The following is a 26,413-nucleotide window of genomic DNA, read 5'->3' on the forward strand; positions in this document are numbered from 1 at the left end:
AACGCTGCATGACTGACAAGCCTGGTTATCGTCGCCCCCAAGCGGGCACCCAGCCGGAGTATCTGCACCCACCGTACCAGTCCACCAACCTGCGCTCGCCGTCCAAGCCATTGGTGTTCCTGCCTCATTCGCTGTCGGAAATTACCGGCCCGACTGTCGGTGCCGATCGCGTGCAAGAGAAGGACCACGACCTGACCGCCCAGCATGCCGGCGAGCCGCTGGGGGAGCGGATCATCATTCACGGGCGCGTGCTGGATGAGCACGGCCAGCCAGTGCCGGGCATCCTGGTGGAGATCTGGCAGGCCAACGCCGCCGGTCGCTACAACCATGACCGCGATAACCATGACGCGCCGCTGGACCCGAATTTTACCGGCACCGGTCGCACCGTCACCGACGCCGATGGCTGGTATCAGTTCCAGACCATCAAGCCTGGCGCCTATCCGTGGGGCAACCACCACAACGCCTGGCGCCCGGCGCACATCCATTTCTCACTGTTCGGGCCGAGCATTCTGACGCGCCTGGTGACGCAGATGTATTTTCCGGGCGATCCGTTGCTGGAATACGACCCGATCTACAACTGCGTGCCGGACACCCGCGCCAAGGAACGCTTGATCGCCAGTTTCGACCTGGAAAAAACCGTCCCTCACTACGCCCTCGGTTACCGCTGGGACATCGTCTTGCGCGGCCGCGATGCCACGCCGATGGAGAAATAAGATGACGCTCACCGCCACCACGTCCCACACCGTTGGCCCTTACTACCACATCGGCCTGACCTGGCTGAACCGTGAAGACCTGACCGTCACACAAACCCTCGGTCAGCGCGTGGCGATCACCGGGCAGGTGGTCGACGGCAATGGCCAGTTCGTCAACGACGCGATGCTGGAAGTCTGGCAGGCCAACGCCGCCGGTAAATACGCCCACCCGGAAGACGACCAGGACAAACCCCTGGACCCGCACTTCGAAGGTTTCGGCCGGGTGCCGGTGGATGTCGAAGGGCGCTTCCGGTTCACCACCATCAAGCCGGGCACTGTGCCAGGGTTGAACGGTACGACCCAGGCACCGCACCTGGTGGTGCTGGTGTTCGCTCGCGGGCTGGTCAAGCATTTGCTGACGCGCATCTACTTCGACGGCGAACAGGCCAACGAAACCGACCCGCTGCTGGCCTGCGTGCCCGAAGAACGTCGCGCCACGATCGTGAGCAAGCCCGATGCGTCGGGTGTGTATCAATGGAACGTGATCCTGCAGGGCACGGATGCCGAGACGGTGTTCTTCGATTACTGAGTGAGTCAACACTGGCGCCATCGCGGGCAAGCCTTGCTCCCACAGGGGTACACGACATGCGATGGGCAATGGCAACAACCTCTGTGGGAGCAAGGCTTGCCCGCGATAGCGTCAGTCCAGGCAATGCAATACTGTGGAACGGGACTGTTACTAAGTGTGTCTAGACTTCGTCAGTCCCCAACAAGTGAGTAACCCATGGCCATCCCAATCAGCCACTACACCGGTGAAGAACGCAGCAAGCGCATCTTCGCCATCGTCGGTGCCTCATCCGGCAATCTGGTCGAATGGTTCGACTTCTACGTCTATGCGTTCTGTGCGATTTATTTCGCGCCGGCGTTCTTCCCCTCGGACAACCCTACGGTGCAACTGGTCAACACGGCCGGTGTGTTCGCCGCCGGGTTCCTGATGCGGCCTATCGGCGGTTGGATTTTCGGCCGGGTGGCGGACCGTCACGGGCGCAAGAACTCGATGATGATCTCGGTGCTGATGATGTGCTTCGGCTCGTTGCTCATCGCCTGCTTGCCCACTTACAAGGACATCGGCGTCTGGGCGCCGCTGTTGCTGTTGTTCGCGCGCTTGCTGCAGGGCCTGTCGGTGGGGGGCGAATACGGCACCACCGCCACCTACATGAGCGAAGTCGCCCTCAAGGGCCAACGTGGCTTTTTCGCCTCGTTCCAGTACGTGACGCTGATCGGCGGGCAACTGCTGGCGGTGTCGCTGGTGGTGGTCCTGCAACAGTTCCTCAGCGAAGATGAGCTGCGTGCCTATGGCTGGCGGATTCCATTCGTGGTGGGCGCCGTGGCTGCGTTGATTTCCCTGTTCCTGCGACGCTCCCTGAAGGAAACCAGCAGCAAGGAAATGCGCGAGAACAAGGACGCCGGCAGCATCGCGGCGCTGTTTCGCGATCACAAGGCCGCGTTCATCACCGTGCTGGGCTACACCGCCGGTGGTTCGCTGATTTTCTACACCTTCACCACCTACATGCAGAAATACCTGGTGAACACTGCCGGCCTGCACGCCAAGACCGCCAGCTACATCATGACCGGTGCGCTGTTCCTGTATATGTGCATGCAGCCGTTGTTCGGCATGTTGGCGGACAAGATCGGCCGGCGTAATTCCATGCTCTGGTTCGGAGCTCTGGGGGCGTTGTGCACGGTGCCGATCCTGCTGACCCTCAAAAGCATCAGCAGCCCGTTCCTGGCGTTTGTCCTGATTACGTTGGCGCTGGCGATTGTCAGTTTCTACACCTCCATCAGTGGCCTGGTGAAAGCGGAAATGTTTCCACCTGAAGTGCGGGCGCTGGGAGTAGGGTTGGCTTACGCGGTGGCCAATGCGATTTTTGGCGGCTCGGCGGAGTACGTTGCCTTGAGCCTGAAGGCCCAGGGCATGGAGAACGCCTTTTACTGGTATGTCACGGTGATGATGGTGGTGGCGTTCCTGTTCAGCCTGCGCCTGCCCAAGCAGCCGGCGTATTTGCACCATGACCTTTAAGGCTTGTTTGATTCATTGTGGCCAGAGACTGCTGCTGGGTTCTGTAGGAGCTGGCGAAGCCTGCGATCTTTTGATCTTTCACTTGAGATTCAAGTGTCTGGGGAAAGATCGCAGCCTCGTTGCACTCGACAGCTCCTACACAGCTCCTACGGGGTAAAAGCCAGCAGGAGTTATCTCTGGCCGCAAAGGCATTCATTTTCCGAAGGACTGTTTATGAGCGAACGACCGGGCAATCAGCTGTTCGATGCCTACTTCACGGCCCGCGACATGCGCGAGGTGTTCTGTGATGCAGGGCGGGTCCAGGCCATGCTGGATGTCGAGGCCGCGCTGGCCCGGGCCGAGGCGGGGGTAGGATTGATCCCCCAGCATGCGGTGGCGCCGATCGAGAAAGCCTGCCGTGCCCAGCTGTACGATTTTTCGGCATTGAGCGAAGCGATTGCCAGTGCCGGCAATTCCGCGATCCCGTTGGTCAAGGCGTTGGGCAAGCGCATCGCTACCGAGAGCGCCGAGGCCGAGCGCTATGTGCACTTGGGGGCGACCAGCCAGGACGTGATGGACAGCGGACTGGTGCTGCAACTGCGCCAGGCGTTGGGCTTGATCGAGACAGAGCTGGCGCAGTTGGCCGTCACCCTGGCCCGACAAGCCGAACGCTACGCCGCCACGCCGCTGGCCGGGCGCACTTGGCTGCAACACGCGACACCGGTGACCCTGGGCATGAAAATCGCCGGTTGGCTGGGGGCGATCACCCGCAGCCGCCAACGTTTGAAAGAACTCAAGCCGCGCTTGCTGGTACTGCAATTCGGCGGCGCCTCCGGAACGCTCGCCGCGTTGGGTGAGCAGGCGCTGCCTGTCGCCGAAGCCCTGGCCGCCGAGTTGCAACTGAACCTGCCGGAACAACCGTGGCACACCCAGCGCGATCGCCTGGTGGAGTTCGGCGCGGTGCTGGGTTTGATCGCCGGCAGCCTGGGCAAACTGGGCCGCGACATCAGCCTGTTGATGCAGACCGAGGCCGGCGAAGCGTTCGAGCCGTCGGCGCCGGGCAAGGGCGGTTCGTCGACCATGCCGCACAAACGCAACCCGGTGGGCGCGGCAGTGCTGATCGGCGCGGCGACGCGAGTGCCTGGCTTGTTGTCGACGCTGTTCAGCGCCATGCCCCAGGAACACGAGCGCAGCCTGGGCCTGTGGCACGCCGAATGGGAAACCCTGCCGGAGATCTGCTGCCTGGTATCCGGTGCCCTGCAACAGGCGCGTCTGCTGGCCGAAGGGCTGGAAGTGGACGCGGCGCGCATGGCCCGCAACCTGGATCTGACCCAGGGATTGGTGCTGGCCGAAGCGGTGAGCATCGTCCTGGCCCAGCGTGTAGGGCGCGACACGGCGCACCATCTGCTGGAGCAATGCTGCAAGCGCGCCGTGGCCGAGCAACGGCATTTGCGTGATGTGCTGGGGGATGAACCCCAGGTCACTGCGCAGCTATCCGCGACCGAGCTTGATCATCTGCTCGACCCGGCGCACTACCTCGGACAAGCCCAGACCTGGGTCGCCCGGGCCGTGGCCGAACACCTTGTCTTGAACGCCTGAAAGGAGATTGTTGTGGGATTCGTCAAACTCGCCGAGGGCGATCTGAACTATCGTTTTGATGGGCCGCAAGACGCCCCTGTGTTGGTGCTCTCCAATTCCTTGGGCACTGACCTGCACATGTGGGACGCGCAGGTCGCGGCCTTCAGCGAACACTTTCGCGTGTTGCGCTTCGACACGCGCGGCCATGGCCAGTCGCTGGTCACCGAAGGGCCGTACAGCATCGAACAACTGGGCCGCGATGTGCTGGCGATGCTTGATCAGTTGAACCTCGACAAGGTGCATTTCTGTGGCTTGTCCATGGGCGGGTTGATAGGCCAGTGGCTGGGGATCAACGCCAGCGAGCGCCTGCACAAACTGGTGGTGTGCAACACCGCGGCCAAGATTGGTGATCCGTCGGTGTGGAACCCGCGCATCGAAACCGTGCTGCGTGACGGCAAGGCGGCGATGGTGGCGTTGCGTGATGCCTCGATTGCCCGTTGGTTTACCCCCGACTTTGCCGAGGCCCAGCCTGCGACGGCAAAAAAAATCACCGACATGCTCGCCGCCACTTCGCCCCAGGGCTATGCGGCCAACTGTGCGGCGGTGCGTGATGCCGATTTCCGCGAGCAGTTGTCGTCGATTCGCGTACCGCTGCTGGTGATCGCCGGCACTGAAGACGCGGTGACGCCGCCGTCGGGTGGGCACTTTATCCAGGAGCGGGTCCGTGGGGCCGAGTACGCCGAGTTCTACGCCGCGCACCTGTCCAACGTCCAGGCCGGCGCCGCGTTCAGCGCGCGGGTATTGGATTTCCTGCTTGATTCTGGCCGTGCCTGAGGAGTTTTTTGTGGACGAGAAACAACGTTACGACGAAGGCATGCAAGTGCGCCGCGCAGTGCTGGGTGACGCCCACGTCGATCGCAGCCTCAATGCCCTGACCGAGTTCAACAGCGAATTCCAGGAGATGATCACCCGCCATGCCTGGGGTGATATCTGGACCCGCCCGGGCCTGCCGCGCCATACCCGCAGCTTGATCACCATTGCCATGCTGATCGGCATGAACCGCAACGAAGAACTCAAGCTGCACCTGCGCGCCGCCGCCAACAACGGCGTGAGCCGCAGCGAGATCAAGGAAGTGATCATGCAGAGCGCCATCTACTGCGGCATCCCGGCGGCCAACGCGACCTTCCACCTGGCCGAATCCGTCTGGGATGAACTGGGCGTCGAATCGCGGGCTTGAGAACCACCGCCAATCCCTGTGGGAGTCAATACTGTGGGAGCAAAGCTTGCTCGCGATGCAATGCGACACTCACCAGAAATGCCACAGACCCACCGCTATCGCGAGCAAGCTTTGCTCCCACATGGGATTTTCAGTGAGCACAGATTTTGTGCTCGGCAGTGACCCCCCTGTGGGAGCGAGCCTGCTCGCGATGACGGTGGTACAGCCTCCTCCTTGTCTGGCTTTTACAGCAGGCTGATCGGGTAGCTGACAATCAACCGGTTCTCATCGAACTCATTGGTGCTGTAATCCCGACGCATCGTCGAGTTACGCCACTTCACATTGAGGCTCTTCAGCGCGCCGCTTTGCACGGTATAAGCCAGCTCACTTTCGCGGCCCCATTCCTTACCGTCGTCGACCGTGGCGGTGTGCACGTTGTCACCGCTGATGTAGCGGTTCATCAGGGTCAGGCCCGGCACGCCGACGGCGGCGAAGTTGAAGTCGTGGCGCNTCGTCGACCGTGGCGGTGTGCACGTTGTCACCGCTGATGTAGCGGTTCATCAGGGTCAGGCCCGGCACGCCGACGGCGGCGAAGTTGAAGTCGTGGCGCACTTGCCAGGATTTTTCCTTGGCATTGTCATAACTGGAGTTGTAGCTGTCGTTGGCCAGGGTGCCGCCGCTGGTGCCGTTGACGCGCATCCAGGCATCATCGCCGCCGACTTTCTGCAGGCCGACGTAGAAAGTGTTGCCGCCGTATTTGGCCGAGAGCATGGCGAATGCGGTTTTGTTNACGCGCATCCAGGCATCATCGCCGCCGACTTTCTGCAGGCCGACGTAGAAAGTGTTGCCGCCGTATTTGGCCGAGAGCATGGCGAATGCGGTTTTGTTATCCAGGTCGCCGGCCAACGCGCTGCCGTCTTCCTTTCCGGTGAAGTAGCCGAGGTTGGCGCCCAGGGTCCAGTYGCCAATGGGCTGGCTGTGGGTCAGGTTGAAATATTGCTGCTGGTAGATGTCGGACAGTTCTGCGTACCACACGCCGACCTGGGTGCGTTTTTCGTTGAAGGCGTATTCACCGCCACCGAAGTTGAAACGGTCGGAGGTGAACGCGCCGCGGCCGTTCATCGACATGTCTTCCATGCTCGCGTCGTTGCGCGGGCTGTTGGCGCGGAACTGACCGCCGTAGAGGGTCAGGCCGCTGATTTCGGTGGAAGTCACCTGGCCGCCGCGGAAGGTTTGCGGCAGGGAGCGACCGTCGTCGGAACGCAGGATCGGCAGTACCGGCATCCACTCACCTACTTTCAATTCGGTCTTCGACACCTTGGCCTTGAGGGCGACGCCCAGGCGACCGAAGTCATCGGCTGGACGACCGTCATCGTGCACTGGCAGCAATTGCGTACCGGCCGTGCCACGGCCACCGTCGAGCTTGACCGAGTACATGCCCAGCACGTCCACGCCGAAACCGACCGTGCCCTGGGTGAAGCCGGACTTGGCGTCGAGGATGAAACTCTGGGTCATTGTTCGAGTTGGTGAAGTTGCGGTTGATGTAGAAGTTGCGCAGGTTGAGGTTGACCTTGGCATCCTCGACAAACCCCGACTCCGCGGCCAGAACGGGCAGGGCGGTGCTGGTCAGGGCGACGGCAATGAGGCTGGGGAGAAGGTGCTGTGTGGGCTTCATGGGCGTTGTCTCTATTTTTTGTGGACGAAGCAAGTTGTTGCCGCACGTTTGAGGTGCAGGCGCTAAGGGTGGAGCCAGGGTCATCAGGGCGATCGGGGATCAGCCGGGTGAGGCGGGGCGTAGGGGCATGGCGTCGAACCTGTTGTTATTGGTTTTGTGCGAGCGATGGTGAAGGGCCGCCCGGGATCGGTTCAATTGCCGATTGTGGGTTTTGGGCGATTATCGAACGGCAAAAAACTGATTGGATGGACGCATTCCACTGTGGGAGCTTGCTCGCGATGGCGGCCTGTCAGTCTTGGCTGAGTACATATCCATTGCTGCGGTAACGGCGGCTTAGGGTTCCGCCCTGACGGCGGCTCACTTTTGAAGAGCCCGGAAGCCGGCCCAGTCAAAAGTAAGCAAAACGCTCCTGCCCCACCACTCGGTGCCTCGCTAGGGCTCGGCCGACCTGGCTCTCTTGGTCGTACACCTGTCAGATCTGTGGGAGCAAAGCTTGCTCGCGAGGCGGCCTGACAGCCGACCTGATTCTTCCGGTCGTACATGGCGGCCTAACAGTCGACCGGGTTCTGGCAGCTGTACTTCGACCCAACTGTGGGAGCGAGCCTGCTCGCGAAAGCGGCCTGACAACCGACCTAGCTCTGGCGGCTGTACTTCAATCCAAGTATGGGAGCGAGCTTGCTCGCGATGGCGGTATCACAGTCGGTGGAGATGTTGAATTTGCCGGCCTCTTCGCGAGCAGGCTTGCTCCCACAGGATTTGTGGCCGGTCTGACAGACGCAGCGAATTTTCCGACGAAGTTTTAAGGTTGCTGCTCGGAAGCGGTATCTCTAGCTTGTTCGTGTCGCTGTCATTCAGCGACCGGGACTGCAAGCCCGCCGAATTCGTTAGGCGCCAGCGCCCGGACTCAATGTCTCGGGCTCCAATTGATGCAGGAGCGCCGCTATGAAAAAACATCACCCTTCTTCGCCATCAGAGTCTACCTTCCCCTACAACGACCCCGATCCAGAAAAGCTCCAAGAGGCCGCAGACCGAGCACTCGATTACCATCTGGGCACCCACCCTGATCCCAAGCCAAAAACCTCAACTCAAGTTTTCACCGTCATCGATACCCTCGACACCGAATGCCTGCTAGCAAATCTCAGAGAAACCCTGGCCTCGGCCAGTGCCATGGTCAACGACCTGGCGTTCGATCTGGAAGGCTCGTGGCGGCATGTCGCGCTCGGCGTGGCGCAGATGATTGACTTGAGTGAGTTGTTGGCCAATCGAGCGCTGGATATCGTCGACCCGCGTTGACCAAGTGTGGCGAGGGGATTTAGTGAAACGTCGCATCGCCCCGCTGGGCTGTGGGAGCAAAGCTTGCTCGCGAAACAGGCGCCTCGGTTCCTGAAAGACCGCATCGCCTTCATCGCGCGCAAGCCTTGCTCCCACATAGGCCAGCGTTAAAGCGCACACAAACAAAAAGCCCACCTTTCGGTGGGCTTCATGTTCAACGTTCAAACATCAATCAGAACAGCTTCATCTTCGGCGCTTCTTCTTTCACCGGTTCGTTCTTGCCCGTCTCGGCATTCCAACCACCGCCCAGTGCCTTGTACAAATTGACCTCGCTGGTCAGTTGCGCAAGACGGTCAGTGATCAGCGACTGTTGCGCGCTGAACAACTGGCGTTGGGCGTCGAGGAAGGTCAGGTTGCTGTCGACGCCGATGCGGTAGCGACGCTCGGCCAGGCGGTAGTAATCCTGGTTGGCGGCGACGAAGTCGGTCTGGGCCTGCAACTGTTCGTTGTAGGTCTGACGCGCGGCCAGGCCGTCGGAGACTTCCTGGAACGCTGTCTGAATCGACTTCTCGTACTGCGCGACGTTGATGTCTTTCTGGATCTTGGCGTAGTCCAGGCTCGCACGCAGACTGCCGGCGTTGAAGATCGGCAGGTTGATTTGCGGCGCGAAGGTCCAGGTGCCCGAACCACCCTTGAACAGGCCGGACAGGTCCGGGCTCAGGGTGCCGGCGTTGGCCGTCAGGCTGATGCTCGGGAAGAACGCGGCCCGCGCGGCGCCGATGTTGGCGTTGGCGGCCAGCAGGTTGCGTTCGGCCTGGAGGATGTCCGGACGACGTTGCAGCAGGTCCGACGGCAGCCCGGCCGGCACTTCGCTGAGCAGGTCATCGCTCAACGGTTGCGAGCTCAGGTTGGCCGGCAGGCCGGTGCCCAGCAGCAGGGTCAGGCTGTTTTCGTCCTGTGCGACCTGGCGGGTGTAGCGGGCCAGTTGCACACGGGCGTTTTCCACGGCGGTGCGCGCCTGGCTCAGGTCCAGGGCCGAGGCCACGCCGACTTCGGCGCTGCGCGAGGTCAGCTTGAAGCTTTGCTCGTAGGCCCCGAGGGTTTCCTGGGTCAGCTTGAGCAGTTCCTTGTCGGCTTGCCAGGTCAGGTAGGCATTGGCGACGCTGGCCACCAGGCTGATCTGGGTGCTGCGACGGGCTTCTTCGGTGGCGAAGTAGCTTTGCAGCGCTTGCTCGCTCAGGCTGCGAACCCGACCGAACAGGTCCAGTTCATAGGCGCTGATGCCCAAGGTCGCCGAGTACGAACTGCTGATGGCCGCTTCACCGCTTTGCGAAGCCCGTGCCGGTACCCGCTGGCGGCTGCCGGAGCCGGTGGCCGAGACCGCCGGGAACAGGTCCGCGCGCTGGATGCGGTATTGCGCGGCATAGGCATCGATGTTCAGCGCCGCGACACGCAGGTCGCGGTTGTTTTCCAAGGCGACCTGGATCAGCTGTTGCAACGCCGGGTCATGGAAAAATTGCTTCCAGCCTTGCTCGGCGGCGGCCTGGCCGGGCGCATTGGCCGCCTCGTAGGCCGGCCCTTGCGGGTATTGCGCCGCGACCGGTGCTTCGGGCCGCTGATAGTCGGGGATCAGCGAGCAACCGCTGAGCACGACGGCAGCGATGGTCAGGGAGAGTAGCGACTTGCTCATTGGCCAGCCTCTTTAGAAGTTTCAGGAGTGTCGTCTTGGTCGATAGGTTTGCGACGACCCATTGACGACACCGTCACGAAGAACAATGGCACCCAGAAGATTGCCAGGATGGTAGCGGTGAGCATACCGCCAATCACGCCGGTACCGATGGCGTGCTGGCTGCCCGAGCCGGCACCGGTGGAGATGGCCAGCGGGACTACCCCGAGGACGAATGCCAGGGACGTCATGATGATTGGCCGCAGACGCATCCTGCAGGCTTCGATCGCGGCTTCCATCAGCGTGCGGCCCTGCTCATGAAGTTCCTTGGCAAACTCGACGATCAGAATGGCGTTTTTCGCCGCCAAACCGATGGTTGTCAACAAGCCCACCTGGAAGTACACGTCGTTGGACAGGCCGCGCAGGCTGGTCGCCATCAGGGCACCGATGATCCCCAAGGGGACCACGAGCATGACCGCGATCGGAATCGACCAGCTCTCATACAGCGCTGCCAGGCACAGGAACACCATCAGCAGCGACAAGGCGTACAACGCTGGCGCCTGGGAGCCCGATAGACGTTCCTCATAGGACAGGCCCGTCCAGGAAATACCAACACCGGCCGGCAGCTTCTTGGCGATGGCTTCGACTTCGGCCATGGCTTCGCCAGTGGAGTAACCCGGGGCGGGGGCGCCAAGTATTTCCATCGCTTCCACGCCGTTGTATCGGGCCAGTTTCGGCGAGCCATAGACCCACTCGCCCTTGGCGAACGCCGTGAACGGCACCATGGTCCCGGCGCTGTTGCGCACGTACCACTTCTGCAGGTCTTCGGGGCTCATGCGAGCGCCGGGTTGACCCTGTACATACACCTTTTTCACCCGACCACGGTCGATGAAGTCGTTCACGTAGCTACTGCCCAGGGCAATCGACAGGGTGTTGTTGATGTCCGACAAGGTGATGCCCAGCGCGCTGGCCTTCTCGTCATCGATTTCCAGTTGGTATTGCGGCTCGTCGTTCAGGCCGTTTGGACGCACCTGGGACAGGATCTTGCTTTGGGATGCCATTCCCAGGAACTGGTTACGGGCTTGCATCAGCTTATCGTGGCCAATACCGGCACGGTCCTGCAGGAACACGTCGAAACCGGTGGCGTTACCCAGCTCCAATACCGCTGGCGGAGCGAAGGCGAACACCATGGCATCACGGAACGTGAAGAAGTGCTGTTGGGCGCGGGCGGCAAGCTTGAACACGCTGTTGTCGGCGTTACGCTCTTCCCATGGCTTGAGCATGATGAATGCCATGCCGGAGCTCTGGCCACGACCGGCGAAGTTGAAGCCGGTCACGGTAAATACCGAGGCCACGGCATCGCCTTCACCGCCGTCCTTGCTGGGGCGCAAGAGGAACTCGCGCATCTTGTCCACCACCACCTGGGTACGCTCGGCACTGGAGCCCGCCGGCGTTTGTACCTGGGCAAACAGTACGCCCTGGTCTTCTTCCGGCAGGAACGCCGTCGGGATGCGGGTGAACAGCCAGATCATGCCAACCACGATGAGCACGTAGGCCAGCAGGTACGGAGCCTTGTGCTTGAGCATATTGCCCACACCACGCTCGTAGCTGCGCACGCCACGGTCGAAGTTGCGGTTGAACCAGCCGAAGAAACCGCGTTTCGGCGTGCCGTGCTCACCCTTGGGGATCGCCTTGAGCATGGTGGCGCAGAGGGCCGGGGTGAAGATCAAGGCCACCATGACCGACAAGGCCATGGCCGAGACGATGGTGATGGAGAACTGCTTGTAGATCACCCCCGTGGAGCCACTGAAGAACGCCATCGGCAGCAGTACCGCCGAAAGCACCAGGGCGATACCTACCAGGGCGCCCTGGATCTGGCCCATGGATTTCTTGGTGGCTTCCTTGGGCGACAGGCCTTCTTCGCTCATCACCCGCTCGACGTTTTCCACCACGACGATGGCGTCGTCCACCAGCAAGCCGATGGCCAGCACCATGCCGAACATGGTCAGGGTGTTGATGCTGAAGCCGGCCGCCGCGAGGATCCCGAAAGTACCCAGCAGTACCACCGGCACCGTCATCGTGGTGATGATGGTCGCGCGGAAATTCTGCAGGAACAGGAACATCACCAGGAACACCAGCACCACCGCTTCGACCAGGGTTTCAACCACACCCTTGATCGACTCGCTCACCACCGGCGTGGTGTCGTACGGGAACACCACTTCCACGCCTTGCGGGAAGAACGGCTTGAGGTCGTCGATGGTCTTGCGCAGGGCCTTGGCCGTGTCGAGGGCGTTGGCACCGTTGGCCAGCTTTACCGCCAGACCCGACGCCGGGGCGCCGTTGAACTGGGCGCTGACGCTGTAGTTCTCACCACCCAGACCCACTTCGGCAACATCGCCGACGCGCACTTGCGAGCCGTCCGGGTTGACCTTGAGCAGAATCGCCTTGAACTGCTCGGCGGTCTGCAAACGAGTCTTGCCGATGATGGTGGCGTTCAGTTGCTGGCCGGGCAGGGCAGGCAAGCCGCCGAGTTGGCCGGACGAGATCTGGACGTTTTGCGCGGCAATGGCGTTTTTGACGTCCACCGGAGTCAGGTTGAAATTGTTCAGCTTGGCCGGGTCGAGCCAGATCCGCATCGCGTACTGGGCACCGAAGACCTGGAAGTCACCGACACCGGCGGTACGCGAGATAGGGTCCTGCAGGTTGGACACGATGTAGTTGGCCAAGTCGTCCTTGGTCATGCTGCCGTCGCGCGACACTACGCCGATCACCATCAGGAAGTTCTTCACGGCCTTGGTCACGCGGATACCCTGCTGCTGCACTTCTTGCGGCAGCAGTGGGGTGGCCAGGTTCAGCTTGTTCTGGACCTGGACCTGCGCCGTATCGGAGCTGGTGCCCTGTTCGAAGGTCGCGGTGATGGTCATGCTGCCGTCGGAGTTACTTTCCGAGGACACATAACGCAGGTTGTCGATGCCGTTGAGTTGCTGCTCGATGACCTGCACCACGGTGTCCTGCACGGTTTGTGCGGACGCACCCGGGTAGGTCACCTGGATCGCAATGGCCGGTGGCGCGATACTCGGGTACTGGTTGATCGGCAATTTGAGGATCGATAGAGCCCCGACCAGCATGATCACCAGGGCAATTACCCAGGCGAAAATCGGACGGTCGATAAAAAATTTCGACATGGTTTACTCCCCTTTGCCGCCGGCTGCTTTATCAGCTGCCTGAGCGGGGGCCGGGTTCTTGGCATCGACATTGGTGGCTTCGGTGGCTTTGACTTCCACCCCGGGCCGTACGTATTGCAACCCTTCGGTGATCAGGCGGTCGCCGGCCTTGAGCCCGTCTTCGATCAGCCACTGGCTGCCGACGGTGCGACTGGCCTTGAGCTGACGCAACTCGACCTTGTTGTCCGGGCCTACCACCAGGGCAGTCGGCATGCCTTTGAGGTCGCGGGTCACGCCTTGCTGCGGGGCGAGGATCGCCGCGCTGTTCACGCCGGCCTGCAGTTGTGCATGGACGAACATGCCCGGCAGCAGGGTGTGGTCAGGGTTGGGGAACACGGCGCGCAAGGTCACCGAACCGGTGGTCTGGTCAACCGACACTTCGGAAAATTCCAGCTTGCCCTCGTGCGGGTACAGGCTGCCATCTTCCAGGGTCAGCTTGACCATGGCGGCGTTATCGCCGGCCTTTTGCAGACGGCCGCTTTCCAGCTCACGGCGCAACTGCAGCAGCTCGACCGAACTCTGTGTCACGTCGACGTAGATCGGGTCCAGTTGCTGGATAGTTGCCAGGGCGTCGGCCTGACCATTGCTCACCAGTGCGCCCTCGGTCACCGAGGAACGCCCGATACGGCCGGAGATCGGCGCGTAGACCCTGGTGTAGCGCACATTGATCTGGGCAGTCTGCAGATTGGCTTCCGACGTCAGGCGGTTGGCCACGGCGGTGTCGTATTCCTGACGGCTGACCGCCTGTTCGTCCACCAGTTGCTTGTAGCGGTCGGCAATCGACTTGGTGGAACGCAGGTTGGCTTCGGCGCTCTTGAGGGTCGCTTCATAGACGGCCGGGTCGATCTGATACAGCTGCTGGCCGGCCTTGACGTCTGCGCCTTCCTTGAACAGGCGCTTGAGAATGATGCCGTTGACCTGTGGCCGTACTTCCGCGACGCGGAATGCGCTGGTGCGCCCCGGAAGCTCCGACGTCAGGGTGAAGGGCTGGGTCTTGAGGGTTACGACGCCGACCTGAGGAGGCGGAGGAGCAGGTGCAGCCTCTTCCTTTTTGCATCCGCTGAGCAGCGATGCCAGGGCGATGGCAGTAACCAGGGCAGTAACAGCTGGCTTGAATTGCATGGAAATCCTCGGGTCCAGGCGCGCAACTGGCGCACTCGAAAGGTGGAAAGGTAAAAGGCGCACTATTTCAATTAGTAGGATGCTAAGAAATATACTTACGTACACGGTTGTTTGTAAACAGCCAAATTGCGTAATATCCGGATTTACAAAAGCCTGACAAAGGCCAGCGTAGATCGGGGACGCGTTCCAAGAGACGTCGCCTCATATTTTGTTCCGCTGATTCTTACGCATTGCTGACGCGTTGCTGACGCATCCTGATTGAGGTGTTTACTGCCATGGTCCGTCGTACCAAAGAGGAAGCCCTGGAGACTCGCAGCCAGATACTTGAAGCCGCCGAAAAGGCGTTTTTCGAGCGAGGCGTGGCGCGTACGACCCTGGCCGATATCGCGACACTGGCTGGAGTGACGCGTGGCGCCATCTATTGGCATTTCAGCAACAAGGCGGACTTGCTCCAGGCCATGCTCGATACCCTGCACGAGCCGCTCGATGAGTTGGCCCGTGCCAGTGAGAGTGAAGAGGAGCTTGATCCGCTGGGCTGTATTCGCAAGCTGCTGGTCCGGTTGTTCCAGCAGGTAGCCCTGGACCCGAAAACCCGGCGCATTAATGAGATTCTGTTCCATAAGTGTGAATTCACCGATGAAATGTGCGATTTGCGCCAGCAGCGACGCGAAGTCAGCCTCGACTGCAATGTGCGCATCGCCCTGTCGTTGCGCAATGCGATGAAACGCGGCCAGTTGCCGGATGATCTGGAGCCCGAAAGGGCGGCAGTTGCCATTCATGCCTACATCGACGGCATCTTGTACCAATGGCTCTTGGCCCCCGACAGCTTCGCCCTGGCGGCTGAGGCCGAGCGCTGGGTGGAGATCGGGCTGGACATGCTGCACTTGAGCCCCAGCCTGCGCAAATGAAACAAAATGCGTAATTGCGTCGGTTTGTGTCAATACATCCGCGTAAGGATGCTTTTATAAACCGACACTGGCGCGGTTGATAGGCAATCGGCGGCGAATTTTGTAGGAAATTTGTTTCGCGCCTGTCAAAACGGATAAAAATTCCGCTCAGGCAAGGGCGTCTGAAGCGGTAGGCAGATGCCCCGTCACACCGATCTGACGGGGTCGCCTGTTCAGCTCAGTGTGATCTCCACGGTAAAACCATACGGTTCCTCATTGGACGAATGAATGATCCGGGTCACGCATTTGATGGGGGTTGTGCCGATAGAGGCCACCTTGTTTGTCCGCACGGGTGTCAGCGTTGGTGAAATAACACCGAAAGAAGTATTGACGCGTAAACCGAAGTCGAAGCGAAAGCCGAGAGCCTGATCGCCAAATATAATAAAGCGCTTGAATATATCCTTGCTGCGACTGCCCAGGGGTCTGGAATAAAAGAAGTCGAACTTCAAGGCTTGGATATCCCAGGGCAGAATATTCATGAACGCTTGCTCGTCGGCATTCAAGCTGAGATCGTTTTCGCCAACTTCAAGGGCCTGGTCGGTATGGTTGATTAACTTCACCAGAAAACGGCTGCGGTTTGGGCGCACGCTTTCCTGTTCCCAGGCTTGAAGCTGCCTGTTGACATCGTCGTTCTGCCTGGCCTTTTCCATCAAGGCCTTGAGCATCTGGGTATAGTCTTGCGTGTCGAGCGACTTGATGTATTCGTACAGGATCGTCAATGGCGCGTAGTTGAATTGGGAGAGTAGGTTTTCGTAAATACTGCTGCTGACTGGTTGCGTATTTTCAGTGAGGTTGTTCACTTTGAATTCCTTTTCAATATTGGTTGTTAGTGGCTGTGCTGCGACAGCTCGGTTTGTTTTGTTGTTGGCGATAATATGATGAGTTGAACGGTTTTTAGAAAGTTGGGAAGTTTGACCGGATATTTAAAGGTAAATAAAAAGCCCTGGCTCTTTCGAGGCAGGGCTTTTTAGCGGCTATTAATTAGAGCACAGGGTAATCGATGTACCCCACCGGCCCCTTGCCATAGAACGTTTCCGGATGCGCTTCGTTCAGTGGTGCATCAGCTTTCAAGCGTGCCGGCAGGTCCGGGTTGGCAATGAACGGCACTCCGAAGGCCACGGCATCGGCCTTGCCCTCGGCCAGCCAGGCATTGGCGCTGTCCTTGGTGAAGCGTTCATTGGCGATATACGGGCCGCCGAAAGCCTGCTTGAGTTGCGGGCCGATGCTGTCATCGCCTTCTTTCTCGCGGGAGCATATGAAGGCGATGCCACGCTTGCCCAGCTCGCGAGCCACGTAGCTGAAGGTTTCCAGGCGGTTCTCGTCACCCATGTCATGGGAGTCGGCGCGTGGTGCCAGGTGCACGCCAACCCGGCCGGCACCCCAGACTTCAATGGCCGCGTCGGTCACTTCCAACAGCAGGCGGGCACGGTTTTCCAGGGAGCCGCCGTAGCTGTCGGTACGCTGGTTGGTGCTGCTTTGCAGGAACTGGTCGAGCAGGTAGCCGTTGGCGCCGTGGATTTCCACGCCATCGAAACCGGCAGCCTTGGCATTCTCGGCACCGACGCGGTAGGCGTCGACGATGTCGGCGATTTCAGCGGTTTCCAGTGCGCGTGGGGTCGGGTAGTCGGCCAGCGGACGCACCAGGCTCACGTGGCCTTTGGGTTGGATCGCGCTGGGCGCCACTGGGGTTTCGCCGTTCAGGTACGACGGGTGGGAGATCCGGCCCACGTGCCACAGTTGCAGGAAGATCTTGCCGCCAGCGCCGTGGATCGCCTTGGTGACGTTGGACCAGCCGCGCACCTGGTCGTTGGACCAGATGCCCGGGGTGTCCGGATAGCCCACGCCCATCGGCGTGACCGAGGTTGCTTCGCTGAGGATCAGGCCGGCGGAGGCGCGTTGCACGTAGTACTCGGCCATCAGCGCGTTGGGCACGCGACCTGCGTCGGCGCGGCAGCGGGTGAGCGGGGCCATGATGATGCGGTTCTTCAACTCGATGTCGCCGAGTTTGATGGGGTCGAAAATAGTCGCCATGAAATACAACCTCGAAAGTGGAAGGGTTAAAAGTCAGTGAGTTGCCGGCGCCAGGTCGGCATTGCCGCCCTGGCGGAAAGTGATCAGGGTGACCAGCAGCGCCAGCACGGCCAGCGCGCCGGCGGCCAGGGGCACGGAGGTCAGGCCCAGGCCATGGTCGATGACACTGCCGCCGACCCAGGCGCCCAGGGCGTTGCCGATGTTGAAGGCGCCGATGTTCAGGGTGGACACCAGGTTGGGCGCATCTTTGCCGAAGGTCACCACGTTGACTTGCAGGGCCGGCACGGCGGCGAAGCAGGCGGTGGCCCAGAGGAACAGGGTGATTTCGCTGGGGATCAGCGCCACGCTGGTCCAACTCAATACGGTGGACACCACGGCCATGGTGAGGAAGACGCCCATCAGCGTGTTCGCCAGGCTCTTGTCCGCCAGCTTGCCGCCGATGATGTTGCCCAGGGTCAGGCCCAGGCCGATCAGCACCAGGGTCCAGGTCACGCCACGGGGCGATACGCCGGTCACTTCACCCAACAGCGGGGCGACATAGGTAAACAGGGTGAACACCGAGGCGGAGAACAGCGCGGTCATGCTCAGGGACAGCCACAGGCCGGCCCCCTTGAGCGCCACCAGCTCCGAGCGCATATCGAGCGTTTCTTCATCGCGCTTGGCCGGCAGGAAGCGGATCAGGCCGATCAGCGCAATTACGCCAATGACGGTCACCGCCCAGAAGGTCGAGCGCCAGCCGGCTTCCTGGCCCAGTGCGGTGCCCAGCGGTACGCCGAGCACGTTGGCCAGGGTCAGACCGGTGAACATCAAGGCCACGGCCGAAGCGCGCTTGTTGGGCGCCACCAGGCCGGCGGCTACCACCGAACCGATACCGAAGAACGCGCCGTGGCACAGGGCCGTGACGACCCGGGCGAACATCAGCACGTTGTAGTCACTGGCGATGGCGCAGAGCAGGTTGCCGACGATGAAAATCCCCATCAACACCACCAGGGCGGCCTTGCGCGGCAGTCGCGCGGTGGCCAGGGCCATGAACGGCGCACCGATGGCCACGCCCAGGGCGTAACCGGTCACCAGCCAGCCGGCGCCAGGAATCGACACGCCCAGGTCGGCCGCCACGTCGGGCAGCAGGCCCATGATGACGAACTCGGTGGTGCCGATGGCGAAGGCGCTCAGGGCCAGGATCAGGAGTGAGAGGGGCATGATGAGGTCCTTGTCAGGTCAGAGCTCTTGGCTCATTTGCTTGAGGAACTGCTGGATCACTTCCTCGTTGCGTTTGAAGAAGTGCCATTGACCGACCTTTTGGCTGGTGATCAGCCCCGCCCGTTGCAACACCGCCAAGTGCGCAGACACCGTGGATTGCGACAGGCCGCAACGCTGGTCGATCTGTCCGGCGCAAATGCCGAATTCGTGGTTGTGCAACTGTTCCGGGAACTGGGCCTTGGGGTCTTTGAGCCAGTTGAGGATGTCTCGCCGTACTGGGTGCGCCAGGGCTTTTATTATTTCGTCGAGGTCGAGGGTCATGGGTGGCAAGCTCGGGGTTGATAAAACGCTATATCGCGATGGAGCGAACCTTAAATCGTTATTTCGCGATATGCAAATATGGATTTGATCTGAATGCCGAGCAAATCGCTATATCGGGTTATAACGATATTGGCGCGGTGGTGCTAAGCTGCGGACCATGAACTATCTCGCGCACCTGCACCTCGGCGGCCCTGGCCGGGAACAACTACTCGGCAGCCTCTACGGCGATTTCGTCAAGGGCCCGCTGCAAGGGCTCTACGACCCACGGATCGAAGCGGCGATTGCCCTGCATCGACGCATTGACATGTACACCGACCGCCATCCCTTGGTGGACATTGCCCTGTCGCGCTTTTCCACCGTGCGACGGCGCTATGCCGGGATCGTGCTCGACGTGTTTTTCGACCACTGCCTGGCCCGGGACTGGACGTTGTACGGTGAAGGGCCGCTGCTGGAATTCACTTCCCGGGTGTACCAGGTACTCGGCACCGAACCGCAGCTGCCGGGGCGCCTGGCGCACATCGCACCGCATATGGCGGCGGATGATTGGCTGGGGTCTTATCAAGAGTTCGAGGTGCTTGGGCAGGTGTTGCGGGGAATCTCCCGGCGCCTGTCCCGGCCCGAGGAGCTGGCTGAGGCGATGCCGGAGTTGATCAGGCTCTATGAGCCGTTGAGCGAAGATTTTCGGTTGTTCTACCCACAGCTTCAGGATTTTGCGCTGAGCCAGATTGCACGGCAGGAGTGATGTTGGAGCTGGATTTTCTGGTCGCTGAAGATTAAATGTGGGAGCGAGCCTGCTCGCGATGAGGGCCTGGCAGTCAAGAACCAGCTGACTGACAAACTGCTATCGCGAGCAGGCTCGCTCCCACAAGGGATCTCCACAGGGGGGCGCTGGGACCGATCAGGCCGCAATCGCAGCAGGTCGCATCGGCGCTTGCTGTTTCTCTGGAAGCGCCCCGAACAACGCCATGTGCACCGCCTGCTGCGCCTGGAAGGCCAGTGCCGCGCGTTCCTGGCCGTGGCAGGCAATCGGTTTCAGCAGATGGATTTCCACCTCACCCCGATCATTGGCAAACAAACGCATCAGATGCGAGAGCAAATCATCATCGCCAATGAACGGCGCCAGTGAATCCGGTTCACCGTTGCGCAGGTAACGGATCGCCACCGGTTGCAGCGCGACATCGGCATCGATGGCAGCCGACAACAAGCGACCGTGGAAGGTGCGCAGGGTGCGGCCATCGGTGGTGGTGCCTTCCGGGAACATCAACAGCGGATGGGCCTGTTCCAGGTGGCGGCTCATTTGCTTGCGGATCAATTGGCTGTCACCCGAACCGCGCCGGATAAACAGGCTGCCGGCCTTGGCTGCCAGCCATCCGGCCACCGGCCAGGTGCGCACTTCGGCCTTGGACAGGAACGACAGCGGCGTGAGCATGCCCAGCAACGGGATGTCGGTCCAGGACACATGGTTGCTGACCCACAGCATTGGCCGTTGCGGCAGTTGACCGTGGACGGTGACTGAAAAGGGCAGGGCACGGCTCAGCCGTGCCATGAAGAACCGCGACCAGCGCTGGCGGCGGACCATCGAGTTGGCGATTCCTGCACGTTCAAACAGGCCGAACACGCTGGCCATGCTCAGGCCCAGCGCCACCACCAGCAAGACTCGCGCGATTCGCGCGTACACCCGCAGCCGGCTCATCAGACCGCCGCCTTGAAGTGGCGGGCGTAGCGCGGGCAGAGCTCGTCGCGCTTGAGCAGGATGAACACGTCGGCCACCTGGAAATCCTCGTCCCAGCAAGGTTCGCCGCAAATCTTCGCGCCCAGGCGCATGTAGGCCTTGAGCAGTGGTGGCATCTCGGCGATGACGTTGGACGGCACGTCCAGGGTCGGCAAGGGTTTTTTCGGTACGGCTTGCAGGTGTTCGGTGCACAGGTAGCGTTCGCGCAGGCGCTGCATGATCGCCTGGGCCTGGATACCGCCGTCCTGCATCGGAATGCTCGCGCAGCCCATCAGGTAGCTGTAGCCGCCTTCGTTCAGGACTTCGGCCAGTTCGCCCCAGAGCACGGCGATGGTGCCACCGTTGCGGTAGGCCGGGTCGACGCAGGTACGGCCGATTTCCAGGATCGGGCCCTTGAGATGGACCAGGCCATGGAGGCTGAATTCTTCTTCGCTGTAGAACCGGCCCAGGCTGCTGGCGGCCTGGTGGTCGAGCAGGCGAGTGGTCGCCACGAGGCGGCCGGTGTTCAGGTCGCGTACGCCGATGTGGGCGCAGTGAACATCATAGTCATCCATGTCCAGACCCATTTCCGCGCCCTTGAGCTTGGCGTTGAATTCGCCGCTGAAGACGTTGAAACGCAGGGCCTGTGCTTCTTGCAAGGCTTGGGCGCCGATCAGGCGTTCGGCTTGCAGGCGGCGTTCATTGCCGGTGTCGCTGATGCGGGCGATCTGGGTCATAGCGAATCTCCGTGCGGGCTGTTCAGTTGCAGCCTGTCGACTTTCTTTATGCAGCCATGTTGTGCAAAGTCAGGCTATGTAGCCCCGGTGTCATCCCCATGAAGCTTTGGTGATGCTTATGTGACAGCCCTCAAGGAGCCTCTTATGCCCTGGCACACCCTGATTGAACGCGGCGAACGCCTGCCCGCCCATCCAGACCTGGCCGAAGGATATTCAGCGTTGTTGCAACGCTTGGGGCCGGTGACGCCGTTCGAACTGGCCGTAACCGGGGCGCGGTTGATGGCGACACCGGGGCTGGCGTTCCTGGTGGGGTATCAGGCGGCGCTGCGGGTGCTTTGGCCCAGTGCGCCGCAGAGCCTCGGCGCCTTGTGTGCCACCGAGCAGCGCAGCCTGCGCCCGGCGGACATGCAAACCCGCCTCGACGACTTGCGCCTGAGCGGACGCAAGGATTTCGTTACCGCCGGCGACGCCGCCGAGTGGCTGCTGATTGCCGCTCGCTGCGAAGCACCCGGTGAAACGCCACGGCTGAACCTGGCAGTGGCCTATGCGGGTGAGCCCGGCGTCACCCTGGAAAAACTGCCCGCCATTGCCCTGATGCCGGACATCAGCCATGGCCGCGTCCTGCTCGACGGCGCGTTGTGCGAGTTGCTGGCAGGCGACGGTTGGGACGCCTACGTCAAACCGTTCCGCACCCTGGAAGACCTTTATGTGCTCAGCGCGATGACTGCCTGGTTGTATGGCGTCGGGCAGGAATCTGCCTGGCCCCAGGCGTTGCAATTGCGCCTGCTGGCGTTGCTCGCCGGTTGCGCGGAGGTGAGTCGGCATAACCCTTCCAGTGCGGTCGGGCATGTGCTGCTGGGCGGGTTGTTCGCTCAGTTCCAGGGGCTCGACGGCGAACTCAACGTTGCCCTGGCCGCCGGGCCTGCGGCGTGGCGCGAGATGTGGACGCGGGACAAAGGTGTGATGCAAATTGCGGCGGGGGCACGGGCCAAGCGGCTGGCCAAGGCGTTGGGAGCTTCATTGGGTTGAAGGGCCTCATCGCGGGCAAGCCTTGCTCCCACAGGTCTACAGCAGACTGTCATTTGGCACTGAGCCTGTGGTGCAAGCCTGCTCCCACAGGTCTACAGCAGACTGTCATTTGGCACTGCAGGTCTACAGCAGACTGTCATTTGGCACTGAGCCTGTGGTGCAAGCCTGCTCCCACAGGTCTAYAGCAGACTGTCATTTGGCACTGAGCCTGTGGTGCAAGCCTGCTCCCACAGGTCTATAGCAGACTGTCATTTGGCACTGAACCTGTGGTGCAGCCTGCTCCCACAGGTCTACAGCAGACTGTCATTTGGCACTGAGCCTGTGGTGCAAGCCTTGCTCCCACAGGTCTACAGCAGACTGTCATTTGGCACTGAGCCTGTGGTGCAAGCCTTGCTCCCACAGGTCTACAGCAGACTGTCATTTGGCATTGCACCTGTGGGAGCAAGGCTTGCCCGCGATGGCGTCGGTACTGTCGACACAAGCCTCGAAACTGTCATCAAGTCTGAATAGGCTCTGAAGGTTCAATCCTGCGAGCCCCAAGCATGTCCAAAGGCTGGTTCCTGATCCCGCTGCTGTTGCTCAACCTGAGCGCCCACGCCGAAGACTGGCCCGGCGAGCAATGGCCAAGTGGCCCGACCCCGAGCGGGCCGGCCATCGAAGCCTTGGAGCAATACGCCTTCCCACCCCGGGACGATGCGAGCCGCGAGGGCATCCGCACCGATGCGCTGCTGGTGATCCAGGACGGTCGGCTGGTCTACGAACGCTATGCCGGGCCGACCAGCGCCCAGACCCCGCACCTGACCTGGTCCATCAGCAAAAGCCTGCTGGCGACGGTGTTCGGCGTGGCCTACGGTGAAAAACTGTTTGGTCTGCAAGACCCGGCCGCCAAGTACTACCCGCCACTGAGCCGGCACCCGAGCCTGACCCTGGCCGATCTTTTCCACTGGGCCTCAGGCCTGGACTGGCAGGAAGACTACGAATACGCGCCGCTCAACTCTTCAGTGGTGGCGATGCTTTATACCCGTGGGCGTCGTGACATGGCGGCGTTCACTGCGCAGCATGAAAGCGCCAGTCCGCCGGGGCAGGCGTTCCGTTATTCCAGCGGTGACAGCAACTTACTGGCGGCGGCCTTGAAAACCATCGTCGGCCCGGCGCGCTACCCCGACTACCCCTGGACGGCCTTGTTCAAACCCCTGGGCATCCGCCACGCCACCTGGGAAACCGACGCCAGCGGCACCTTCGTGGGATCGTCCTATGCCTACCTCACCGCACGGGACCTGGCGCGTGTCGGGTTGTTGATGCAACGGGACGGCCGCTGGGGCGAACGGCAACTGGTACCCATGGCGTGGGTCGCGTTCAATCGCCAGCCTTTTGCCCACTTCCAGGCCGGCCAGGACGAAGCCGTGCCCGGCGGGCATTGGTGGCTCAACCGCGCCGCCGATCCGGCAATCCAGCCTTGGCCCGATGCGCCGCCGGATACCTTTGCCGCGCTGGGCCATTGGGGCCAGGCGCTGTACGTCATCCCCAGCGCCAGGTTGGTGATCGTGCGTTACGGCGACGACCGCGACGGCAGCTATCGCCATAACGAACTGCTCAAGCGCGCCATGGCGGCGTTCGCCGGGACGGTGCAGCCATGAAGCGCAAAGTGTTGCTCACCCTGTTGTCGGTGCTGCTCATCGCCCTGTTCAGTTGGGTCTGGCTGGAGCGGGTGGCATTGCGGGCCTTCCCCGACATCATCAGTGCCTACACCGCCAAGGAATACTGCTCGTGCCGCTATGTGATGGAACAATCGGCGGACTACTGCCGTGGCTATGTGAAGCAGTCGGTGCCCATCAGCGACTTTCTCGAGACCGCTGAAGCGAAGCGCATCACCGTCAGCGGGTTGGGGCGTAGCAACAGCGCGCAATGGTTGGGGGAGCGGCAGGGGTGTCGGTTGGAACCCTGACCCAACCTTTGGCAACAAGGCCTGACGCCGATCCTAGTGTGGGAGCAAGGCTTGCCCGCGATGGCGATTCCGAGAACGCCATCGCGGGCAAGCCTTGCTCCCACAAATGAGTCCCTTGACCACAGGTTCTGTGTCTTCCTGGCCGTTATTGAAACAGACAGTTTGCAAGCGCCCTCGGCCCGGTTAAGGTTCGCCACAGGTTTATCTGCCCCCCGAGTGTGTATGTTCAAGCGGTTTTTCCCTCACGCTGCCGCCAGCTTGCTGCTGGCCTGCGCTGCGCTGCCGGCCCAGGCCGACTGGTACCTGGACGGCGAGTCGTCGCGGCTGTCGTTTATCAGCAGCAAAAACGGCAATGTCTCCGAGGTCCAGCGTTTCCTGGTGCTGCACGGTCAAGTCCAACCCGAGGGCTTGGCGCGCCTGGAAGTGGAGCTGGAATCCATCAACAGTGGCATTCCGCTGCGCGATGAGCGCATGCGGACCGAGCTGTTCGAGATCAAGCAATTTGCCGAAGCCACCGTCACCGCCAAGATCGACCTGGCGCCGATCCAGGACCTGGCCAACGGTGCGCAGTTGGAATTGCGCCTGCCGCTGACGGTGAACCTGCACGGCAAGCAGCACGAATACAACGTCGAACTGCTGGCGACGCGCCTGGACGAACGCCGCTTCCAAGTGGTGACCCTGGAGCCGGTGGTGCTCAACGCGGCGGATTTCGATCTGGCGCCGGGGCTGGAAAAGCTGCGAAACCTGGCCGGGTTGTCGGCCATCAGCCTCTCGGTGCCGGTGAATGCGGTGCTGATTTTCACGGCGCGCTGACATGAGTGGCGCGGTTTTTCCCTGGCGAGAAGGCAATCGCTTCGAGCTGTTGATCGATGGCCCGCAGTTCTTTCCGCGCATGCTGGTGGAAATCGCCCGTGCCCAGGAACAGGTCGATCTGGAGTTGTACCTGGTGGAGGCGGGCTCTTGCGCCGAGGCGATGGTCCAGGCGCTGGTGCAGGCCGCCGAGCGTGGCGTTCGCGTGCGGTGTCTGTTCGATGACTACGGCAGCCTGGCGTTTACCCTGGCCCTGCGCAAGCGTCTGACCGAGGCTGGGGTGGAGTTGCGTTTCTACAATCGCCTGAGCTGGCGCCGCTGGGTGCGCAATCTTTACCGGGATCACCGCAAGCTGCTGTTGGTGGACCAACGCCTGGCCGTGGTCGGCGGCACCGGGGTGACCGATGAATTCTGGAACCCCCTCGACGACCGCAGTGAGTGGCACGAAGTGATGGTGGAAATCGTCGGCCCGCTGGTGCTTGACTGGCAGTTGCTGTTCGACCGCCAGTGGCTCGCCAACCGCCATCGGCGAGCCTGGAAACCAGCGTCCAACTTCGGCTTGCCGCGCCTGCCGCGCGTACCGCCAGTGGGCGAGGGCATGGGCCGGGTGGCGTATGCCGACGCCCGCCAGCATCGCGACATCCTGCAATCGCTGTCGCGGGCATTGAACAGCGGCCAGAAACGCATCTGGATGGCGACGCCGTATTTTTTGCCGACCTGGAACGTGCGCCGTTCCTTGCGCAAGGCCGCCGCCCGCGGCATCGACGTGCGCTTGCTGCTGACCGGCCCGCGCACCGATCACCCGTCCGTGCGCTACGCCGGGCACCGTTACTACCCGCGATTGCTCAAGGCCGGCGTGCAGATTTTCGAATACCAGCCGTGTTTCCTGCACCTGAAGATGGTGCTGGTGGACGACTGGGTCAGCATCGGCTCCTGCAACTTCGATCACTGGAACCTGCGCTTCAACCTGGAAGCCAACCTTGAAGCCTTGGATTCCCGGCTCAGCAGTGCAGTGGCGGCCAGTTTCGAACAGGACTTCACCCAGAGCCTGCAGGTCAGCCTCGACGCCTGGCAGCGCCGGCCATTGTGGAAGCGCTTCAAGCAGCGGGTGTGGGGGTTGGTGGATCGGGTGGTGGTGAACTTGCTGGATCGACGCGGTTAAGCGCTCACTGAGTAGC

The 26,413-nt window shown here is 61.5% G+C and carries 24 protein-coding genes and 2 pseudogenes; 14 read left to right on the forward strand and 12 right to left on the reverse strand.

Annotated elements, in window-relative coordinates; translation table 11 throughout:
* Positions 1-8: 8 nt before the first annotated feature.
* The 6 genes from pcaH (at position 9) to pcaC (ending at position 5,566) form a co-directional block, all read left to right on the forward strand.
* The gene (gene pcaH / locus ASC85_RS13455) at positions 9-713 is read left to right on the forward strand and encodes a protocatechuate 3,4-dioxygenase subunit beta (RefSeq protein ID WP_003198643.1); all 705 of its coding nucleotides are present in this window, start codon (positions 9-11) and stop codon (positions 711-713) included.
* A 1-nt stretch (position 714) separates the two neighbouring features.
* Entirely contained in the window at positions 715-1,281 is a 567-nt protein-coding gene (gene pcaG / locus ASC85_RS13460) for a protocatechuate 3,4-dioxygenase subunit alpha (RefSeq protein ID WP_057449681.1), read from the forward strand.
* A gap of 195 nt (positions 1,282-1,476) precedes the next feature.
* Positions 1,477-2,772, forward strand: a complete 1,296-nt coding sequence (locus ASC85_RS13465) for an MFS family transporter (protein WP_057449682.1) — start codon at positions 1,477-1,479, stop codon at positions 2,770-2,772.
* A 213-nt stretch (positions 2,773-2,985) separates the two neighbouring features.
* Positions 2,986-4,350: a 3-carboxy-cis,cis-muconate cycloisomerase gene (locus ASC85_RS13470; RefSeq protein WP_057449683.1), complete on the forward strand. Its 1,365-nt coding sequence runs from the start codon at positions 2,986-2,988 to the stop codon at positions 4,348-4,350.
* 12 nt (positions 4,351-4,362) lie between these two features.
* Positions 4,363-5,163, forward strand: coding sequence for a 3-oxoadipate enol-lactonase (gene pcaD / locus ASC85_RS13475; protein WP_057449684.1), 801 nt, complete (start codon positions 4,363-4,365; stop codon positions 5,161-5,163).
* Positions 5,164-5,173: 10 nt separating this feature from the next.
* Positions 5,174-5,566, forward strand: a complete 393-nt coding sequence (pcaC, locus tag ASC85_RS13480) for a 4-carboxymuconolactone decarboxylase (RefSeq protein WP_014336968.1) — start codon at positions 5,174-5,176, stop codon at positions 5,564-5,566.
* A gap of 224 nt (positions 5,567-5,790) precedes the next feature.
* On the opposite strand, the gene ASC85_RS33060 is transcribed toward pcaC, so the two are convergent.
* The 3 genes and pseudogenes from ASC85_RS33060 to ASC85_RS33070 all read right to left on the reverse strand — a co-directional run.
* A partial coding sequence (locus ASC85_RS33060; RefSeq protein ID WP_156395641.1) for an OprD family outer membrane porin occupies positions 5,791-6,055 on the reverse strand: 265 nt, incomplete at its 5' end.
* A gap of 1 nt (position 6,056) precedes the next feature.
* Positions 6,057-6,334: pseudogene (locus ASC85_RS33065) on the reverse strand (OprD family outer membrane porin); the annotation flags it as partial.
* Between the two features lies 1 nt (position 6,335).
* Positions 6,336-7,220 (reverse strand): annotated as a pseudogene (locus tag ASC85_RS33070) (OprD family outer membrane porin); the annotation flags it as partial.
* Between the two features lie 942 nt (positions 7,221-8,162).
* Between ASC85_RS33070 and ASC85_RS13490 the strand changes: the two are divergent.
* On the forward strand, positions 8,163-8,513 hold the full coding sequence (locus ASC85_RS13490) for a DUF6124 family protein (RefSeq protein ID WP_057449685.1): 351 nt from the start codon (positions 8,163-8,165) through the stop codon (positions 8,511-8,513).
* Between the two features lie 211 nt (positions 8,514-8,724).
* Here ASC85_RS13490 and adeC read toward each other — a convergent pair whose 3' ends face one another.
* From adeC to ASC85_RS13505, 3 genes are read right to left on the reverse strand one after another with little or no spacing between them, the layout of a single operon-like run.
* Complete coding sequence (adeC, locus tag ASC85_RS13495; protein WP_057449686.1) at positions 8,725-10,182, reverse strand: AdeC/AdeK/OprM family multidrug efflux complex outer membrane factor; 1,458 nt, start codon at positions 10,180-10,182, stop codon at positions 8,725-8,727.
* Positions 10,179-13,343 carry an efflux RND transporter permease subunit EmhB gene (gene emhB, locus ASC85_RS13500; protein ID WP_057449687.1) on the reverse strand — a complete coding sequence of 1,055 codons (3,165 nt, stop codon included), beginning with the start codon at positions 13,341-13,343 and terminating at the stop codon, positions 10,179-10,181. Before emhB ends, adeC begins: the two co-directional genes overlap by 4 nt.
* Before the next feature lie 3 nt (positions 13,344-13,346).
* Entirely contained in the window at positions 13,347-14,504 is a 1,158-nt protein-coding gene (locus tag ASC85_RS13505; protein WP_057449688.1) for an efflux RND transporter periplasmic adaptor subunit, read from the reverse strand.
* Between the two features lie 275 nt (positions 14,505-14,779).
* Between ASC85_RS13505 and ASC85_RS13510 the strand changes: the two genes are divergently transcribed.
* Positions 14,780-15,412 carry a TetR family transcriptional regulator gene (locus ASC85_RS13510; RefSeq protein ID WP_057449689.1) on the forward strand — a complete coding sequence of 211 codons (633 nt, stop codon included), beginning with the start codon at positions 14,780-14,782 and terminating at the stop codon, positions 15,410-15,412.
* 212 nt (positions 15,413-15,624) lie between these two features.
* On the opposite strand, the gene ASC85_RS13515 is transcribed toward ASC85_RS13510, so the two are convergent.
* The 4 genes from ASC85_RS13515 to ASC85_RS13530 form a co-directional block, all read right to left on the reverse strand.
* Entirely contained in the window at positions 15,625-16,251 is a 627-nt protein-coding gene (locus tag ASC85_RS13515) for a hypothetical protein (protein ID WP_057449690.1), read from the reverse strand.
* A gap of 181 nt (positions 16,252-16,432) precedes the next feature.
* Positions 16,433-17,482 (reverse strand): alkene reductase, encoded by a 1,050-nt coding sequence (locus ASC85_RS13520; RefSeq protein WP_057449691.1) that lies wholly within the window; start codon positions 17,480-17,482, stop codon positions 16,433-16,435.
* 33 nt (positions 17,483-17,515) lie between these two features.
* Positions 17,516-18,682, reverse strand: coding sequence for an MFS transporter (locus ASC85_RS13525; protein ID WP_057449692.1), 1,167 nt, complete (start codon positions 18,680-18,682; stop codon positions 17,516-17,518).
* 18 nt (positions 18,683-18,700) lie between these two features.
* A complete protein-coding gene (locus ASC85_RS13530) occupies positions 18,701-19,003 on the reverse strand; it encodes an ArsR/SmtB family transcription factor (RefSeq protein WP_057449693.1) in 303 nt (100 codons plus the stop codon).
* Positions 19,004-19,160: 157 nt separating this feature from the next.
* Between ASC85_RS13530 and ASC85_RS13535 the strand changes: the two genes are divergently transcribed.
* A complete protein-coding gene (locus ASC85_RS13535) occupies positions 19,161-19,745 on the forward strand; it encodes an acyl carrier protein phosphodiesterase (protein ID WP_057449694.1) in 585 nt (194 codons plus the stop codon).
* A gap of 156 nt (positions 19,746-19,901) precedes the next feature.
* Here ASC85_RS13535 and ASC85_RS13540 read toward each other — a convergent pair whose 3' ends face one another.
* Both ASC85_RS13540 and olsB read right to left on the reverse strand, forming a co-directional pair.
* Entirely contained in the window at positions 19,902-20,696 is a 795-nt protein-coding gene (locus ASC85_RS13540) for a lysophospholipid acyltransferase family protein (protein WP_057449695.1), read from the reverse strand.
* Positions 20,696-21,451 carry an L-ornithine N(alpha)-acyltransferase gene (olsB, locus tag ASC85_RS13545; protein ID WP_003198679.1) on the reverse strand — a complete coding sequence of 252 codons (756 nt, stop codon included), beginning with the start codon at positions 21,449-21,451 and terminating at the stop codon, positions 20,696-20,698. Before olsB ends, ASC85_RS13540 begins: the two co-directional genes overlap by 1 nt.
* A gap of 144 nt (positions 21,452-21,595) precedes the next feature.
* On the opposite strand from olsB, the gene ASC85_RS13550 reads away from it, so the two are divergent.
* From ASC85_RS13550 to ASC85_RS13570, 5 genes are all read left to right on the forward strand, one after another.
* Positions 21,596-22,480: a hypothetical protein gene (locus tag ASC85_RS13550; protein WP_057449696.1), complete on the forward strand. Its 885-nt coding sequence runs from the start codon at positions 21,596-21,598 to the stop codon at positions 22,478-22,480.
* A 542-nt stretch (positions 22,481-23,022) separates the two neighbouring features.
* A complete protein-coding gene (locus ASC85_RS13555; RefSeq protein ID WP_057449697.1) occupies positions 23,023-24,117 on the forward strand; it encodes a serine hydrolase domain-containing protein in 1,095 nt (364 codons plus the stop codon).
* On the forward strand, positions 24,114-24,425 hold the full coding sequence (locus tag ASC85_RS13560) for a hypothetical protein (RefSeq protein ID WP_057449698.1): 312 nt from the start codon (positions 24,114-24,116) through the stop codon (positions 24,423-24,425). The genes ASC85_RS13555 and ASC85_RS13560 overlap by 4 nt, the downstream gene beginning before the upstream one ends.
* Before the next feature lie 222 nt (positions 24,426-24,647).
* Positions 24,648-25,238, forward strand: coding sequence for a YceI family protein (locus ASC85_RS13565; protein ID WP_057449699.1), 591 nt, complete (start codon positions 24,648-24,650; stop codon positions 25,236-25,238).
* A 1-nt stretch (position 25,239) separates the two neighbouring features.
* On the forward strand, positions 25,240-26,397 hold the full coding sequence (locus ASC85_RS13570; protein WP_057449700.1) for a phospholipase D-like domain-containing protein: 1,158 nt from the start codon (positions 25,240-25,242) through the stop codon (positions 26,395-26,397).
* Positions 26,398-26,413 lie beyond the last annotated feature (16 nt).

The sequence above is a fragment of the Pseudomonas sp. Root401 genome (genome assembly GCF_001425105.1).
GTDB lineage: Bacteria > Pseudomonadota > Gammaproteobacteria > Pseudomonadales > Pseudomonadaceae > Aquipseudomonas > Aquipseudomonas brassicacearum.

Bases quoted from the DNA above. Each gene is read 5' to 3' on its own strand.
- ASC85_RS13570 (WP_057449700.1), top strand. From the start codon at position 25,240: ATGAGTGGCGCGGTTTTTCCCTGGCGAGAAGGCAATCGCTTCGAGCTG.
- emhB (WP_057449687.1), bottom strand. From the start codon at position 13,343: ATGTCGAAATTTTTTATCGACCGTCCGATTTTCGCCTGGGTAATTGCC.
- ASC85_RS13555 (WP_057449697.1), top strand. From the start codon at position 23,023: ATGTCCAAAGGCTGGTTCCTGATCCCGCTGCTGTTGCTCAACCTGAGC.
- pcaH (WP_003198643.1), top strand. From the start codon at position 9: ATGACTGACAAGCCTGGTTATCGTCGCCCCCAAGCGGGCACCCAGCCG.
- pcaG (WP_057449681.1), top strand. From the start codon at position 715: ATGACGCTCACCGCCACCACGTCCCACACCGTTGGCCCTTACTACCAC.
- ASC85_RS13490 (WP_057449685.1), top strand. From the start codon at position 8,163: ATGAAAAAACATCACCCTTCTTCGCCATCAGAGTCTACCTTCCCCTAC.
- ASC85_RS13535 (WP_057449694.1), top strand. From the start codon at position 19,161: ATGAACTATCTCGCGCACCTGCACCTCGGCGGCCCTGGCCGGGAACAA.
- adeC (WP_057449686.1), bottom strand. From the start codon at position 10,182: ATGAGCAAGTCGCTACTCTCCCTGACCATCGCTGCCGTCGTGCTCAGC.
- ASC85_RS13550 (WP_057449696.1), top strand. From the start codon at position 21,596: ATGCCCTGGCACACCCTGATTGAACGCGGCGAACGCCTGCCCGCCCAT.
- ASC85_RS13505 (WP_057449688.1), bottom strand. From the start codon at position 14,504: ATGCAATTCAAGCCAGCTGTTACTGCCCTGGTTACTGCCATCGCCCTG.
- ASC85_RS13525 (WP_057449692.1), bottom strand. From the start codon at position 18,682: ATGCCCCTCTCACTCCTGATCCTGGCCCTGAGCGCCTTCGCCATCGGC.
- ASC85_RS13510 (WP_057449689.1), top strand. From the start codon at position 14,780: ATGGTCCGTCGTACCAAAGAGGAAGCCCTGGAGACTCGCAGCCAGATA.
- ASC85_RS13470 (WP_057449683.1), top strand. From the start codon at position 2,986: ATGAGCGAACGACCGGGCAATCAGCTGTTCGATGCCTACTTCACGGCC.
- ASC85_RS13540 (WP_057449695.1), bottom strand. From the start codon at position 20,696: ATGAGCCGGCTGCGGGTGTACGCGCGAATCGCGCGAGTCTTGCTGGTG.
- olsB (WP_003198679.1), bottom strand. From the start codon at position 21,451: ATGACCCAGATCGCCCGCATCAGCGACACCGGCAATGAACGCCGCCTG.
- ASC85_RS13565 (WP_057449699.1), top strand. From the start codon at position 24,648: ATGTTCAAGCGGTTTTTCCCTCACGCTGCCGCCAGCTTGCTGCTGGCC.
- ASC85_RS13465 (WP_057449682.1), top strand. From the start codon at position 1,477: ATGGCCATCCCAATCAGCCACTACACCGGTGAAGAACGCAGCAAGCGC.
- ASC85_RS13560 (WP_057449698.1), top strand. From the start codon at position 24,114: ATGAAGCGCAAAGTGTTGCTCACCCTGTTGTCGGTGCTGCTCATCGCC.
- ASC85_RS13530 (WP_057449693.1), bottom strand. From the start codon at position 19,003: ATGACCCTCGACCTCGACGAAATAATAAAAGCCCTGGCGCACCCAGTA.
- ASC85_RS13520 (WP_057449691.1), bottom strand. From the start codon at position 17,482: ATGGCGACTATTTTCGACCCCATCAAACTCGGCGACATCGAGTTGAAG.